15 protein-coding genes are annotated in these 14,687 nt (G+C 42.1%); 10 read left to right on the top strand and 5 right to left on the bottom strand.

From position 1 onward, the window contains the following. The first annotated feature begins 62 nt into the window (after window positions 1-62). Window positions 63-812, top strand: a complete 750-nt coding sequence (locus AC6UDF_RS04440) for a winged helix-turn-helix domain-containing protein (RefSeq protein WP_500723919.1) — start codon at window positions 63-65, stop codon at window positions 810-812. Window positions 813-851: 39 nt separating this feature from the next. Here the strand turns inward: AC6UDF_RS04440 and AC6UDF_RS04435 are convergent, their stop codons facing one another. Continuing rightward, window positions 852-1,772 carry a metal ABC transporter solute-binding protein, Zn/Mn family gene (locus AC6UDF_RS04435; RefSeq protein WP_500723917.1) on the bottom strand — a complete coding sequence of 307 codons (921 nt, stop codon included), beginning with the start codon at window positions 1,770-1,772 and terminating at the stop codon, window positions 852-854. Between the two features lie 118 nt (window positions 1,773-1,890). On the opposite strand from AC6UDF_RS04435, the gene AC6UDF_RS04430 reads away from it, so the two are divergent. The 7 genes from AC6UDF_RS04430 (at window position 1,891) to phoU (ending at window position 7,730) form a co-directional block, all read left to right on the top strand. Then, a complete protein-coding gene (locus tag AC6UDF_RS04430) occupies window positions 1,891-2,520 on the top strand; it encodes a TetR/AcrR family transcriptional regulator (protein WP_500699614.1) in 630 nt (209 codons plus the stop codon). A gap of 179 nt (window positions 2,521-2,699) precedes the next feature. Further along, on the top strand, window positions 2,700-3,587 hold the full coding sequence (locus tag AC6UDF_RS04425) for a phosphate ABC transporter substrate-binding protein PstS family protein (protein WP_500706720.1): 888 nt from the start codon (window positions 2,700-2,702) through the stop codon (window positions 3,585-3,587). A gap of 19 nt (window positions 3,588-3,606) precedes the next feature. After that, window positions 3,607-4,530 carry a phosphate ABC transporter permease subunit PstC gene (gene pstC / locus AC6UDF_RS04420; RefSeq protein ID WP_500723915.1) on the top strand — a complete coding sequence of 308 codons (924 nt, stop codon included), beginning with the start codon at window positions 3,607-3,609 and terminating at the stop codon, window positions 4,528-4,530. 2 nt (window positions 4,531-4,532) lie between these two features. Then, window positions 4,533-5,435 carry a phosphate ABC transporter permease PstA gene (gene pstA / locus AC6UDF_RS04415; RefSeq protein WP_500723966.1) on the top strand — a complete coding sequence of 301 codons (903 nt, stop codon included), beginning with the start codon at window positions 4,533-4,535 and terminating at the stop codon, window positions 5,433-5,435. 3 nt (window positions 5,436-5,438) lie between these two features. Continuing rightward, entirely contained in the window at window positions 5,439-6,239 is an 801-nt protein-coding gene (gene pstB, locus AC6UDF_RS04410; RefSeq protein WP_500694046.1) for a phosphate ABC transporter ATP-binding protein PstB, read from the top strand. Window positions 6,240-6,249: 10 nt separating this feature from the next. Then, on the top strand, window positions 6,250-7,023 hold the full coding sequence (pstB, locus tag AC6UDF_RS04405) for a phosphate ABC transporter ATP-binding protein PstB (RefSeq protein WP_500694047.1): 774 nt from the start codon (window positions 6,250-6,252) through the stop codon (window positions 7,021-7,023). An 11-nt stretch (window positions 7,024-7,034) separates the two neighbouring features. Beyond that, on the top strand, window positions 7,035-7,730 hold the full coding sequence (gene phoU, locus AC6UDF_RS04400; protein WP_500709237.1) for a phosphate signaling complex protein PhoU: 696 nt from the start codon (window positions 7,035-7,037) through the stop codon (window positions 7,728-7,730). A gap of 44 nt (window positions 7,731-7,774) precedes the next feature. Here phoU and AC6UDF_RS04395 read toward each other — a convergent pair whose 3' ends face one another. From AC6UDF_RS04395 to AC6UDF_RS04385, 3 genes are all read right to left on the bottom strand, one after another. Continuing rightward, entirely contained in the window at window positions 7,775-8,491 is a 717-nt protein-coding gene (locus tag AC6UDF_RS04395) for a gamma-glutamyl-gamma-aminobutyrate hydrolase family protein (protein ID WP_500694049.1), read from the bottom strand. 140 nt (window positions 8,492-8,631) lie between these two features. Further along, window positions 8,632-10,578 carry an ABC transporter ATP-binding protein/permease gene (locus tag AC6UDF_RS04390; RefSeq protein WP_500694050.1) on the bottom strand — a complete coding sequence of 649 codons (1,947 nt, stop codon included), beginning with the start codon at window positions 10,576-10,578 and terminating at the stop codon, window positions 8,632-8,634. A gap of 95 nt (window positions 10,579-10,673) precedes the next feature. After that, on the bottom strand, window positions 10,674-10,904 hold the full coding sequence (locus AC6UDF_RS04385; RefSeq protein WP_500694051.1) for a hypothetical protein: 231 nt from the start codon (window positions 10,902-10,904) through the stop codon (window positions 10,674-10,676). A 78-nt stretch (window positions 10,905-10,982) separates the two neighbouring features. Between AC6UDF_RS04385 and AC6UDF_RS04380 the strand changes: the two genes are divergently transcribed. Beyond that, complete coding sequence (locus AC6UDF_RS04380) at window positions 10,983-11,996, top strand: zinc-dependent alcohol dehydrogenase family protein (protein ID WP_500694138.1); 1,014 nt, start codon at window positions 10,983-10,985, stop codon at window positions 11,994-11,996. Window positions 11,997-12,027: 31 nt separating this feature from the next. Beyond that, window positions 12,028-12,840: a DUF6198 family protein gene (locus tag AC6UDF_RS04375; RefSeq protein ID WP_500695811.1), complete on the top strand. Its 813-nt coding sequence runs from the start codon at window positions 12,028-12,030 to the stop codon at window positions 12,838-12,840. Window positions 12,841-12,891: 51 nt separating this feature from the next. On the opposite strand, the gene spxB is transcribed toward AC6UDF_RS04375, so the two are convergent. Continuing rightward, window positions 12,892-14,637 carry a pyruvate oxidase gene (spxB, locus tag AC6UDF_RS04370; RefSeq protein ID WP_500723913.1) on the bottom strand — a complete coding sequence of 582 codons (1,746 nt, stop codon included), beginning with the start codon at window positions 14,635-14,637 and terminating at the stop codon, window positions 12,892-12,894. Between the last annotated feature and the right edge of the window lie 50 nt (window positions 14,638-14,687).

Below are 14,687 nucleotides of genomic sequence, written 5' to 3'. Positions count from 1 at the left end.
TGAAAACGTTAAAGTTACGATTATCAGCCATAAAACTGTATAATGAGTGAAGAAAGAGAAGCGTGATTTTTAATCGGGATGGTGCCATGAATCACATTGTTTTAGTGACTGAAAAATTATCATTAGCACTTAGTTTCAACCAAACCTTTAATGACAATGGGTACTTTGTCGACGATTTATACGATGTTTCAAGCCTCCTATCATCCATTCAAAAGTACGAAGAACAGGCCATTATTTGGGACCTAAGTACCGTTGCAGCTCAAAAGTTGATCGAGCTTATCCCTAAAATCCGCCAAACGGCCTCACTTCCAATTCTCGCTCTGGGAGAAAAAAAGGACGAGCGTACCGTTGATCAATTATTTAAAGTTGGCATCGACGACTACATCATCCAACCATACAACGCTGACGAAGTCATGCTCCGGATGAAGCATCGTGCGCGCTTCTACCAAGACGAAAATAATAGTCTAAAGCAGGAAAAAAATAAGAAGGTCAAACCACGATTTCACTTTTCTGACATCGACGTTGATTTAGATCAGAAGATTGCCACCAAAAACGGTACTTCGCTCCGACTAACGCCTAAAGAATTCAAGCTTTTAGAGTACTTTCTGACTCACCCTAAACGGATCCTGAGTCGTGAACAAATCCTAAACGGCGTTTGGAACGATCTTTACATTGACCAGTCCTCGCGGATGCTTGAAATGCACATCAGCCATTTAAGGGACAAGATTGAACCTAATCCCAAAGACCCCGTCTTAATCAAAACGATCCGTGGCTTTGGTTATGAATTTGAAGCGAAATTAAATAAACCATAATAAATGACATCCAAACCATTAACGGGCTTGGATGTCATTTTATTTGTTTTTCATTTCATTATTTTGAATTTTGACCACCTGCTGATAGGCATTATCCATCCACTCCAAGTAGTTTTTATCTTCAGGAATCGTTTCGGTCAATTTTACAACCGGCACATCATGATCCTTAGCTAATTTGACGAGGTTCTTGACCATTTTACTGTCAGCCTGCGTGTTATCAACAAAGAAAGCAATCCGATGGTGAGTGATATCATCCCTGATGTTTTGAATACTCTTAGGTGACGGGTCAATCTCCTTCTCGGTCGCATTGGCAAAATCAGGGTCATTTACCTTGTATCCCATGTAACTAAGGGCATCATCGAAAACCGGTTCACTGACGTCGACCTTGCGATTTAACTGGTAATCGTTCAGATTATCTCGTGCCTTTTCCGCCTGCTGCTTAACTGGTTCATATTCTTTTAAATACCGCTTGGCATTATCATGAAAATAACGTTTGTGATTCGGTTGTTTTTTGCTGTAGACGTCTGCGAGTCGGTAGACGAGCTTATTAACGGTGTCAGGATCATACCAAATGTGCTCGTTATCCCCATTTTTTCGGTTCATCACCTTTGAAACGTTGACAACCGACGTCTGATCACTTCCATTCTTTACCAGCTTTTTCATCCAATCGTCGTATCCAATGCCATTTTCAACAACCACGTCTGCTCTTGCAACTTGATTCGCATCACTCGTTGAAGGATCAAAATCGTGTGGGTCACCGCTTCCCTTAATAATCGGCTGAACGCTCCCCTGATTTCCCAAAACATTTTTCGCAATTTGACCATAAAAATTAGTTGAGGTAACCACTCTCAGCTTATGGTTGGCCCGTTCATCTCCTGATTTTTTGCCACAACCAACTAGCACGATGACACAAAATAAGATTAAAATTGCTGTTATACTTAACTTAAACTTTTTTATCATTGTTTTTCTCCTTTGAAACATCATCCGAAGTTAAGTTGACCATCATTAAACAAATAATACTCACTTAATATAACACTGTTATCTTAAATTGAGCAATCAATCCACTGGAGGAATTTTCATGGCAAACGTTCGTAACCAGGATAAAACCCATTCCCTATTACTAGAGGCCGGGTTTAAGGCCTTTCTAAAAAACGGGTTTGATAAGACAAAGATTCGTGAAATTTGCCGAAACGCTAACCGGACAACCGGTTCCTTTTACAAACACTTTGAATCAAAGGATGCGATTCTAGATGAAATTCTTGATCCCTTTATTAAGCAATTAAAAGACGAATATGAGAATCAGTTTAATCAGGGAATGGCTAAAATCAGTCCAGCCAGCGTTCAAACGGTGTGGAAACAAAACATTTTGAATATGAATCCAATCATCCACACCCTTTACGCTAATCCGAAGTATAAGGAATTAATTCTTTTTAAATCAGAGGGGTCGAAGTACGACAATCTAGCCGAAATGCTAACGAAGTACTTTACCCAAAAAATTGCTAACGCCATTGGGATCATGCAAGAACGTAACATCATCCTTGTTAGCTTTAAGTTTAACTACCAGGAACTGCATTTTCACGTGTTCTCGTTTTATGCTACTTTTTGTGACATTTTGAAACATCGGTATAACGAGCAAGAGGCCATCATGCTGTGTAACAACCTCTACGACTTCTTCTACCCGGGATGGATGGCATGGCTGTCCATTTAGTTTGTTTTTAATAACACCGTTATTTAAGAACCCTTTCAATAGCACTTGAAGGGGTTCTTTTTGGCTTTACCAAACATTTACATAAAAAGACCGTAAAATTTACTTAACATTTACATTCACCTTATATACTTGGTTCGTAAACAAAATAATGTCCATTTAAACCAAAGGAGATTTCGTCCATGTCATTAGGCAAAAAGAAAAAGGTTGCATTGATATTAACGTGTGGACTGCTGGCGCTGGGACTAGCCGCGTGCGGATCATCTTCTTCCACCAAGGCCAAAAACGGTAATAAGATTACCGCCGTTGGCTCCACGGCACTTCAACCACTGGTCGAGCAAGCGAGTCGAGAGTATCAGGTTAGTAACCCGAAAGTTAACATTAACGTCCAGGGTGGTGGATCTGGAACTGGCCTAAGCCAAATCCAACAGGGAGCCGTTAATGTTGGTAATTCAGATGTCTTTGCTTCCCAACAACCAGGTGTTACTGCTAAAGATTTAGTTGATCATAAGGTTGCCGTTGTTGGAATTGCCCCGGTCGCCAATAAAAAAGTGGGAGTGAAAAATCTCTCAATGAAACAACTTGAACAAATCTTCACTGGTAAAGTCACCAATTGGAAGCAGGTCGGCGGAAATAACGTCAAGATCGTGGTGATTAACCGGGTCGAAGGAAGTGGAACCCGGATGACCTTTGAACAATCCGTTTTAAAGGGCAAAAAAGCCATCAACGCTCAGCAACAAGACTCAAACGGAACGGTGCAACAGATTGTCTCATCGACTCCCGGTGCGGTTAGTTACCTCTCGTTTCCATATTTAAACAATAAAACGCAAAGTATTTCCATCGATAAGGTGCAACCAACCGACCCCAACGTGGAACATAACAATTGGAAAATTTGGTCGTACGAACACATGTATACCAAGGGCAAGCCCACTGGAACCACCAAAAAATTTATTGATTACATGCTTTCAGATCATGTTCAACAGAAATTAGTCAAGCAGATCGGATACATTCAAGTTAAAAACATGAAATTTGAAAAGAATGCTGAAGGTCAAGTTCAAGCGATTAAATAATTATGAAAGTGGTTTTTATATGAATGACATTAAAGAAAAATTACTGAAACCATCAAAAGAAACTCATCAAGATAAGGTTGGTCATTTTATCAGTCTCATATGTATCGGCCTGATCGGCATCCTCGTCATTACCATCCTCTTCTTCATCACCACCAAGGGACTGGCGACCTTTACTTCCGATCACGTCAGTATCATCGATTTCTTCACTAAGGGGGACTGGAATCCCAGTCAAACGGGACCAAATGGGAAACCAGAAGTTGGGGCACTTCCAATGATCGTCACCTCATTTGCGGTCACCCTACTATCCGCCATTCTTGCCACCCCATTTGCGATTGCCATGGCCCTTTTCATGACCGAAATTGCTCCCAAACGAGGGCAAAAGATTCTGCAACCAGTAATCGAATTACTCGTTGGAATTCCATCCGTTGTCTATGGGTTTATCGGCCTAATGGTCTTGATTCCCATTGTTAGAACGGTGTTTGGAGGGACCGGTTCTGGGATTTTACCAGCTACCATCGTTTTGTTCGTCATGGTTCTTCCGACCATCACCTCAATGTCAGTCGATGCTTTAAAGGCCGTCCCACGAGACTACCGGAGTGCTGCTCTTTCACTCGGAGCCACTAAATGGCAAATGATGTACAAAGTGGTCTTACGGGCTGCCACTCCGGGAATCCTTACCGCGATGATCTTCGGAATGGCGCGCGCCTTTGGTGAAGCACTAGCCGTTCAGATGGTCATCGGAAATGCAGTCTTCATGCCAACCAGCTTGACAAGTCCAACTGCAACTTTAACCAGTCAACTGACGACCCAAATGGGTAATACCATCATGGGAACGTTGCCTAACAACGCCTTATGGACATTGGCCTTAGTTTTACTAGTAATGTCACTAGTATTCAACGTCATCGTAAAACTAATTGGAAAGAGGAGTGCATTTAAAAAATGAAAATAAATGCCAAAAAAATTAATAAGTTCGCCATTGGGACCATCTGGGCCTTAGTCTTAGTCGTAGTTCTGATCTTAATCTTCCTACTCGGTTACATCCTCATTACCGGTCTACCCGATATCTCGTGGAAGTTTTTAACCACCACGTCCAGTTCAATCAGTGCCGGCGGTGGAATTAGAGATCAGCTCTTTAATTCCGTCTACCTGCTAATACTGACGATCATCATCTCGCTGCCAATCAGTCTTGGGGCCGGAATTTACCTGGCAGAGTACGCCAAGGACAACTGGCTCACAACGCTCGTTAAAACGGCCATTGAGGTTCTAAGTTCATTGCCTTCCATTGTCGTTGGTCTGTTTGGATACTTGGTGCTAGTAATCAAGTTTCAACTTGACTACTCCATTCTGTCAGGAGCGATTGCTTTAACCATCTTCAACCTGCCACTCCTTACCAGAAGTGTCGAAGATTCCATCGAAGAGGTGCCAAAGTTACAAAGAGAAGCCGGGTTATCGCTTGGACTCTCCAAGTTTAAAACCATAACTGGAGTTGTACTACCACTCGCGATCCCGGGCATCATCACCGGTGTCATCCTTAGTTCTGGTCGAATCTTCGGGGAAGCCGCCGCCTTGATTTACACTGCTGGTCAAAGTGCGCCAATCGTAAGTTACACCAACTGGAATCCTTTCAGTCCCAGCAGTTTCCTAAATCCCATGCGTCCAGCTGAGACCCTTGCAGTTCATATCTGGAAACTAAATACCGAGGGAATTGTTCCAGACGCGCACGTTGTTTCAAGTGGCGCTTCAGCGGTTCTTATCATTGTTATCTTAGTCTTTAACCTGTTGTCTCGGTTCTTAGGTAACTGGGCTTACCGCAAGATGACTGGGACTTCTAGAAAAAAGCGAGGTTAAAACATGGCTCAACAAAATTACGATTTAGACCACCATCAAATTATTACACCGCCAGGAGAAATGGCCCTTGAGACCGAGGACGTGAACGTCTTCTACGGTAAAAAGCAAGCTACCTTTGATGCTTCGCTGGCATTCTCAAGGTTCAAGATCACCGCCCTCATTGGAGCCTCGGGATCTGGCAAATCAACCTTCCTTCGCTGTCTCAATCGAATGAATGATGGTGTGGCAAACGTTACCGGTAGAATCATGTACAGAGACGTAGACATTAACCAAAAAAAATTAAACGTCTACGTCCTTCGAAAAAACATTGGCATGGTCTTCCAACACCCCAACCCCTTTGCCAAAACCATTCGTGAAAACATTAAATTTGCGCTTAGAAAACATGGCGTAAAAGATCCACAGGAACTTGATCAACGAGTAGAACAAAGTCTAAAAGCCGCTGCACTATGGGACGAAGTCAAAGACAAGCTGGATACAAGCGCCCTTGAATTATCTGGTGGACAGGCTCAAAGGCTCTGTATCGCTCGTTCAATCGCCATGCAACCTGACATCTTGTTGTTAGACGAACCAGCGAGTGCTCTTGATCCCATTTCAACCTCTAAGATTGAAGAAACGCTTCTAGAGTTAAAGAAAAAATATACGATTATCATCGTGACCCATAACATGCAACAAGCCGCCAGAGTCAGTGACTATACCGCCTTCTTCCATCTTGGACACGTCATGGAGTACGCTAAAACAGCTGACATTTTCACCAGACCACAGGTCAAAGCCACTGAGGATTACATTTCCGGCAACTTCGGTTAAGGAGAAGTAAATGACAACTAAAACGGAACCAAAAGAGATTATCAAAACTGAAAACGTCAATTTGTACTATGGAAAGCGAAAAGCGTTGCACGACATTAATTTAAACTTCAAACAAAATGAGATTACCGCCCTAATTGGACCATCTGGATGCGGAAAGTCAACATACCTCCGTTGTTTAAACCGAATGAATGATCTTATTCCAAACATTACCATCACGGGAAGCTTCACGCTCAATGGTCACAATATTTATGGTCCAAAAGAAGACATCGTGGAACTCCGAAAAGAAGTTGGAATGGTTTTCCAGCAACCCAATCCTTTCCCCTTTTCCGTGTACGATAATGTCACCTTTGGCTTAAAATTAGCTGGCGTTAAGAATAAGCAACTATTGGACGAACGCGTTGAAGAATCTCTAAAGCAGGCGGCTATCTGGGATGAAGTTAAGGACAAACTTCATAAAAGTGCGCTTTCATTTTCTGGAGGACAACAACAACGAATCTGCATTGCTAGACTCTTGGCCATTCAACCAGACGTGATTTTACTGGATGAACCAACGAGCGCGCTCGACCCTATTTCGAGTCAGATGATTGAGGACACCCTCCTAAACATCAAGGACAAGTATACGATCATCATCGTGACTCATAACATGTCACAAGCTTCTCGAATCTCAGACAAAACGGCGTTCATGCTGAACGGTCGACTAGTGGAAGTAGGCAAAACCAAAAAAATGTTTATGAATCCTGATAAGCAAGAAACAAGTGACTATCTCAACGGAAAATTTGGATAAGGAGAATGACTATGGGAGCATTATTTGATGATGAATTAAAGAAACTTAAAGGACACTTCATGGAAATGGGATTTGACAGTAGTGAACAAATCTACCAAGCCACCAAATCTTTCATTGATCATGATAAGGACCTCGCACGCAAAATCATTGCAGAGGATCCCAAGATTAACAACGAAGAAATGGATTTAGAGAAACAGTCCTTACAACTGATCGCACTCCAGCAACCCGTTGCCAGTGATTTTCGTCAAATTATCAGTATTTTAAAGGCCAGTACCGACATTGAACGAATCGGCGATCACGCCAATACGATTGCCAGAGAAACCATTAACGCCAAGGGCCATGAACGAATCCCGGCGGTCGAAAAAGTCATCAGTGAAATGACTGAACAAGTCCGTTCAATGTTAGAACAGGTACTAGAGGCCTTCTTTGAGGGCAATGCCTCGGAAGCAAAGGAAATTGCTGACCAAGATGAATCAATTGACAAGTATTATCATTCCACCAGAAAGTTAGTAACTGAATCCCTGAAAAAGAACAGTAAGACCGCACAAGCTGCCCTAAGTTACCTAATGGTCATCCGATTGCTCGAACGGATTGGTGACCACGTCGTGAACCTCGCCGAATGGTTAGTTTACAATCAAACCGGCAAGATGGTCGAACTAAGTCACAGCACCAATCACGATGAAGAATACTTTGAAAACAACAAGTAACAAAGAAACCACCCTGATATTTCTATCAAGGTGGTTTTCGCTATTTATTGATTACTGGTTCGCTCAAAGAAGTCCAAAAACAACTGTTCCTCTTTTGGATCGTTTTGCCACAATAATTCTGGGTGCCACTGGATTCCCATGATACTAGCATCATCATTTTCAACCGCTTCGATGACACCGTCAGGAGATTTGGCCGTGACGGTCAAACTCTTTCCGACCTTTTTTAGGCCCTGATGATGAATTGAGTTCACCACCGGATGGTTTCCAACGGAATGGACCAACTGGCTTTTGGCTTTCACTTGCACCTCATGAAAATTATGCTTTGGATCGTCGTGTTTCACGTGTTGAACGTTAGACTTGGGTAAATCAGTGGCAATGTCTTGATAAAGACTACCACCAAAAGCTACGTTTAATACTTGAAGCCCCCGACAGATCCCTAAAAGTGGTTTTCTCCGGTGCACCATTTCTTTAATCAGTCCCATTTCCCACTCATCATGGGGTCGATAGTGCGCATCGTCTGGTTCGACTGATTTTTCGTGGAATAATTCCGGTTGAACATCTTGACCACCAGGAATAATTAGGCCGTCAACTAAGTCAACGTATTCGGAAATCATATCAAGCTCAGCCATGGGAATAATAACAGGCAGAATGCCGTGTTTTTGCAGTAAATCAATAAAAACTTGAGCAGTATAATTGGCGTAATCAAGGTTATAGTTAGGCGTCTTAATCCGGTTAACGTTTGCCGCAATTCCAATTCTCAAAATGAACCCCTCCATTACAATTTAGTAATTCCTAATGAATAAGAGCCATCCCGAATTAACGGGATAGCTCTTATTTGGTTTAGAAGTTAGTTTGGTCCAACTTTCCTATAATTGCAATAGCTTAATTAATTTTTTAATCTTTATTCGGAACTCAGACTCACAATTGGATCTAATTTAGCGGCCTTGGCTGCTGGAGCAAGTGCTGCTAGTAAACAAATAATAACAAAGACTAGTGCCCCAATAATGGAATTGGCCGGTGAAATTTGAACAATTGCGTACTTAATCGCTCCATTAGAAATCGTATCCGCTCCCCATTCGGCCAGGTAGGCTATGATAACCGCAAAGATGGACGAGAAGACTCCCAGAATAAAGGCTTCGGAGAAGAATAGGTTTCGAATGTTGCCCTTGGTAAAACCAAGTGCCCTTAGAATCCCAATCTCCTTGGTTCGTTCGGCAACACTAATGTAGAGCACCACGATGATCATAATTGCTGACACAAGGAGCGAGATTGCCGCAATTCCTGCTAGAACCCAAACAGCGACGTTAATGTAAGTGTTCAGTGTTGATACAATCGCACCCGCACCAGTAATTTGGTACTTGGCTTGTTGATTGGGCCCCTTCAACGCCTTAATCTTATCTTGAACCGGCTGAACGTTGGGAACTCCACCAGCAATGTTCACCGCGGCAAAGTTCGGTTCGTACTTCATTGTAGCCTCACTAAACATTGACTTCATCGTGTTGGAACTAACAAGTGCCATTGGGTTCACGTCACTAGTCACCCCACTCACAGTAACCTCTTTTGATAGGACATGGGGCTGCCCGTTGTCATCGGGGGCATTCGCAAACAACTTAATTTTTTGGCCCGTCATGTCGTACGGCTTCTTCTTATTAAAGCTTTGGGCCGTCTTCTTATTAATCAACACCTGATTATCTTTAGTGGGGACTGCTCCGGATTTAATGTTCTTCTTTAAGACCGCTCCTTGATAGTATGTTTGAATGTATTGAACGGAAGCGGTTTTATCGGCCGCTTTAAACTGACCGCCTGCTAAAAACTTACCCAACGTTGAACTTTTGACATTCTTTAGGTCCTGCAACTGCTGGTTATCCTGGTTGGTCAGAAGTTCATTTTTAGGATTTTGTTCCTCTCCTTGTTTCTGTTTTCGACTAACCTGAATGGTAGTGGGATTAACCTCCGAATAAATTTCATGGTTAATGTATCCCTTGACCCCATTGCCGAGACCTAACATGAAAATGACCGAAAAGATGCCGATGGCCGCCCCAAAAATAATTAACAGGTTGCGCTTCAGGTTATAACGAAAGTGTTCGAAGGCCATCGTAAAGATGGAAGCAAGTTTGGCCGGACGCGCCTGAAAGTCCGCCTGCGTTTTATTAACCGGGTAAGCGGGTTTTAAAATCCTATCTTCATCAATCTTCCCGTTGGCTAAATGAACGATCCTCGTTCCATAATTGGCAACCACCTGAGAGTGGGTGACGGCAATTACCAGTTTTCCGTCTTCTGCAATTTCGTTCATTAGTTCCAAGATGTCATCAGTATTTTGAGCGTCCAAGGCACCAGTTGGCTCATCAGCAATGATGATATCTGGGTCAGAAGCAAGTGCTCGAGCAATTGAAACCCGCTGCATTTGTCCACCTGAAAGTTGATTGGGGTACTTGTTACGGTGGTCATACAAACCAACCTTTTTTAAAAGTTCAGTGGCCCGTGCTTCTTGTTTTTTATGCGTTAAAGTTGTCATTTCTAAAGAGACCATCACGTTCTCTTTAATGGTCAGATGATTCACAAGGTTAAAGTTTTGAAAGATAAAACCAATTGTGTTGCGCCGATACTCATCAAGTTGTTTACTGGTATCTTTTTTTAACGATTTCCCGTCAATTAAAACGTCACCGGAATAATCACTGTCTAGTCCAGCGATAATATTCATAAGGGTCGTCTTTCCACCACCAGATTCTCCCAGGATGGAAACAAATTCCCCACGATCGAAGTTGAGACTGATCCCGTTTAAAACATGAAAATCCTGATTATCCACATAATAGGACTTTTTGATGTTTCTTAGTTCTAAATAAGCCATTTGGTTCTCTCCTTCTTTTTTAGTAGTGTCCATTTTAAACTAATTTAACCAAAAGTAAATTTTAACCTGAAAGTAAGAACGGCCTTAACGGAAAATTAAAAAAATAATTTTGTGAAATATTTTCGTAATTTTTTCATAACAATAATTAAAATTAATTGCTTAATTCCCACTCTAATGCCGTTATCTATTTCACTTATCAAATTTCTTCTTTGTTCAATTTTTATTGGATCTATTTCAGAAGCTGGAATGCCCTTGCAAACAGTTTTCAAACGGTTTACATTATTACTTGGAAACAAATCTGATATTCCTGAAAGAAATCTTTCCATTTTTTTCGATCAGTTATGTTCAGATTGTAACGATATTAATTCATCAACTTTTCGAAAGGAAGTTATCTTATGTCAAAAATGAAAGCTTTAGTTATGACAGCTAAGCAACACATGGAGATTGAAGACAGAGATGTCCCAACCCCTAAGGACGACGAAGTCTTAGTTGAAACTGCCTACGCTGGTATCTGTGGTACCGACCACGCCTTATACAATGGTCTCCCAGGTTCAGCTGATGCTACTCCTCCAATCGTATTAGGTCACGAAAACTCTGGAGTTGTTTCCGCAGTTGGAAAGAACGTTAAAGACTTCAAGAAGGGTGATCGTGTTGTTGTTGACCCTAACATTTACTGTGACAAATGTTTCTACTGTCACACTGGCCGCTACGAATTGTGTGAAAACCTATCGGCCGTTGGTGTAACTAGAGATGGTGGTCTTGAAGACTACTTCACTGCCCCAGAAAAGGTTGTTTACCACATTCCTGATGAACTATCACTTCAAACTGCATGCTCAATGGAACCACTTTCATGTGCCGTTCACACGATGAAGATCACCGAAAACATTACCCCTTACCAACACGCTTTAATCATTGGTGATGGATACATGGCTAAGTTGTTTGCTCAACTACTTAGAATCTACGGAATCCAGAACATTGACATGACTGGTAGACATGATGAAAATCTTGCTTGGGAAAAGAAAGAACTTAACTTAAACAAGGTTATCAACACGACTAAGGAAAAGATCACTGACAAGTACGACATGGTAATCGAATGTGTTGGAAAGCCTGAAACCCAAGAACAAGCTGTTGAAGCAACTAATCCTGGCGCTCAAGTTATGATGTTTGGTGTTGGTGCACCAGGTCAAACATTTAACATGAACACTTACGAAATCTTCAAGAAGCAATTAACCATCAAGGGTTCAATGATTAACCCCCACAGTTTCGAAGATTCAATTGCTTTACTTTCAGATGGTTCCGTTAAGGTTACACCTTTCCAACACAACATCCTTACTTTAGAACAAGTACCTGGTGTATTAGCTGGTACTGACAAGGTTCAAGGCAAGTCAATTGTTAAAGTTAATGGTAATCTTAAATAATTGAACCAAAATCTGATCGTGGAGGGAAACTATGGCGAAGAAAACCGCTAATAGAAAAGCCAAACGTACCATTTCCATGACAGCTTCAATTATGTTCTTTATCCTTTCATTAATAATTAACTCTGCTGGAAATGTTTTGACTCTAGTAACAACTGCTAAGATTCATCCATCTTTTCTAGGTTCAGCTTACTGGACCGCAGCCGAAACCAACCTTGGAAATGCATTTCACTGGAACTTATTCTGGGCATTTCTAATCTTGGGAGTTGCCATTACCATTTTGAACGCCTTTTTAGTCGGTCACTGGGATTGGGGACGTGCCATTGGAAACGTCATCTTCATGGTTCCGTTCTCAGCACTCATCCAGGTCTTTGATGACTTCTTCATGGATGGTTCACTGCCAGTAATTGGAAAAGTATCATTTTTTGCTGGATTCCCTGAAGCCAAGGGTTGGATGATGGTCGCTTTCTATGTCCTCTTAAATTTCTTCGGGGTAGCATTGATTGCAACCGCCATCTCAATCTACCAACGAGTCAACTTAGTCTTGCATCCCGCTGATGATTTGATGCAGATCCTGCGATTTAAGTACTTCAATGGTGCTGCTGGGAAAGCCATGTGGGCTTCCTACATCCCACCGACTGTCATGGCAGTGGTTGCCTTTGCAATTACTCGTCAATTTACTAACTTAGGAGTAGGAACGATCTTTGCGTTCCTATTCCAAGGTGGAATCACTGGACTTGCTGATAAATACATCTTCCCTCACCTAAAGCATCAAGCGTTAGATGTTGGTGATGAATCAACGGTTGCCGTTGATATTGACGAAGACGAAAAGACAAAGAAAAAATAAGCAAAAGAAATAACCGATCTCAACCGAGATCGGTTATTTTTATTTAAACCACTATTTCAAACTTTTTAAAATCTCGCTCAATGCTGGTTGACCATAAACGTTATAACGTTTCTTGTACGCATCAATCGTTTTTTGGTCAAAGTTTTCTGGGTCAAGTGGGACAAAACTAGTATCAATTGGATCAAACGCCTTAATCTTAGCGTCAATCACAATCGGTTTCGTGTTACCTTCAGCCTGCATTCGGTCAATCTCAACCATGACACTATCAAGTTCATCTTGACCCGAAACCTTAAAGCCATGAGCACCCATGCCTTCAGCAACCTGGGCAAAATCCGCTTGATAGAGGTCAACACCATAATCACTAATGCCAGATTGAACGTCTTCGTGTTCAATGTAACCAAAGCGTTCGTTTGACAAAACGACATTGATAATCGGCAAGTTGTACTTGGCCTGCGTGATCACATCCTGCATGACCATTGCGAATCCCCCATCACCTGAAATCGACCAAACTTGACGATCAGGATATGAGAGTTTAGCAGCAATGGAAGCTGGTAGACCAAAGCCCATTGTTCCAAACCATGGTGACATGGCAAACTGCTGCTGCTGATTAAAGGGAAGTTGACGAATGGAATGCATGGTGTTGTTTCCAACGTCAAGTCCATAAACCGCATTCGACTTAGAATGGTCAGCAATTGCCTTCAAAACAGTCTCAGCTCTAAGACCCTCGTCGTAGTCAGTCGCAATGCTATCAAGCCACTTTAACCAATTCTCGCGATCAATTCGAGCGGCTTTTAAGAAATCACTTTGAGGGAGATTAACTCCTGAATTAATTAACATTTCCAAGAATTCCTTGGCATCACCGTGAATCGTGAGGTTGGCCTGATACTGACGACCCAAATCAGCTAGATTGTTATTAACTTGAATGATTTTCTTATCTTTAGGCATGAAGCGAGCAAACGGAAAGTCGTTTCCAAGCATAATAATCAGATCGGCAGCCTGAGAAACTTCAAATCCGGGTTTTGTTCCCAGTCTACCACGAGCACCCATGTAGCTCAGATTGTCGTTTGGCATAATCCCAGTTGCAGGAGCCGTGGACAAAACTGGCATGCTAAACTGATCGGAAACTTTCACGATCTCATCTCGGGCACCCTTAGCACCTCTTCCGTACCAAAGAACCGGATGTTTGGCTTTCTTAATCATCTTAATGGCTTCATCAACGTCAGCTTGTTTAGGGTGAACCGTTTTAATGCTACTTGAAACGTTGGCTGTCTTAGTTGGTTCATAGTCAATCTTAGTTCCAAGTAAATCATTCGGTAAGATGACGACTGCTGGCCCCTTCTTTTGATAGGCCGTCCTGATGGCTTCATCAATAATCTTTGGTATCTGATCGGCAGTTGACGCCTGGCGGTTGTAAACCGAAACGTCAGCAAACATCGGTAGTTCATCCATTTCCTGAAAGAACCGCGTGTTCATCATTGGTTGGGGAACTTGTCCAACGAGGGCTAGCATTGGCGTATTGTCCTCTTTAGCGTCATACAAACCGTTAAACATGTGAGTTGCACCAGGTCCTGCCGAACCAAAAGCGACCCCAATCTTACCGGTATACTTATGGTCAGCGGAAGCGGCCAAAGAACCGACCTCTTCGTGTCTAACCTGAATATATTTAATGTTCTTTTTTTCCTCATCTAGCGCATTCAATAAGTTATTCAAAGAGCCAGCTGTGATGCCATACAAATGGTCGACATCCCAACTCTCAAGCACTTTCACCAGTGCTCTACTTGCTGTCATTTTACTCATAGAATCCCTCTTTTCGTTTTTCCAATTTAACTGTTGACCCAATTAAATTA

This window comes from Fructilactobacillus sp. X2R6C1 (genome assembly GCF_059901295.1).
This window is presented reverse-complemented; position numbering and strand designations above follow the sequence as displayed.

What these genes read in the sequence shown, in the direction of transcription:
- AC6UDF_RS04435 (WP_500723917.1), bottom strand. Translation starts at nt 1,772, where the DNA reads ATGATAAAAAAGTTTAAGTTAAGTATAACAGCAATTTTAATCTTATTT.
- pstC (WP_500723915.1), top strand. Translation starts at nt 3,607, where the DNA reads ATGAATGACATTAAAGAAAAATTACTGAAACCATCAAAAGAAACTCAT.
- AC6UDF_RS04385 (WP_500694051.1), bottom strand. Translation starts at nt 10,904, where the DNA reads ATGGAAAGATTTCTTTCAGGAATATCAGATTTGTTTCCAAGTAATAAT.
- phoU (WP_500709237.1), top strand. Translation starts at nt 7,035, where the DNA reads ATGGGAGCATTATTTGATGATGAATTAAAGAAACTTAAAGGACACTTC.
- AC6UDF_RS04375 (WP_500695811.1), top strand. Translation starts at nt 12,028, where the DNA reads ATGGCGAAGAAAACCGCTAATAGAAAAGCCAAACGTACCATTTCCATG.
- pstB (WP_500694047.1), top strand. Translation starts at nt 6,250, where the DNA reads ATGACAACTAAAACGGAACCAAAAGAGATTATCAAAACTGAAAACGTC.
- AC6UDF_RS04425 (WP_500706720.1), top strand. Translation starts at nt 2,700, where the DNA reads ATGTCATTAGGCAAAAAGAAAAAGGTTGCATTGATATTAACGTGTGGA.
- AC6UDF_RS04380 (WP_500694138.1), top strand. Translation starts at nt 10,983, where the DNA reads ATGAAAGCTTTAGTTATGACAGCTAAGCAACACATGGAGATTGAAGAC.
- AC6UDF_RS04430 (WP_500699614.1), top strand. Translation starts at nt 1,891, where the DNA reads ATGGCAAACGTTCGTAACCAGGATAAAACCCATTCCCTATTACTAGAG.
- spxB (WP_500723913.1), bottom strand. Translation starts at nt 14,637, where the DNA reads ATGAGTAAAATGACAGCAAGTAGAGCACTGGTGAAAGTGCTTGAGAGT.
- pstB (WP_500694046.1), top strand. Translation starts at nt 5,439, where the DNA reads ATGGCTCAACAAAATTACGATTTAGACCACCATCAAATTATTACACCG.
- AC6UDF_RS04390 (WP_500694050.1), bottom strand. Translation starts at nt 10,578, where the DNA reads ATGGCTTATTTAGAACTAAGAAACATCAAAAAGTCCTATTATGTGGAT.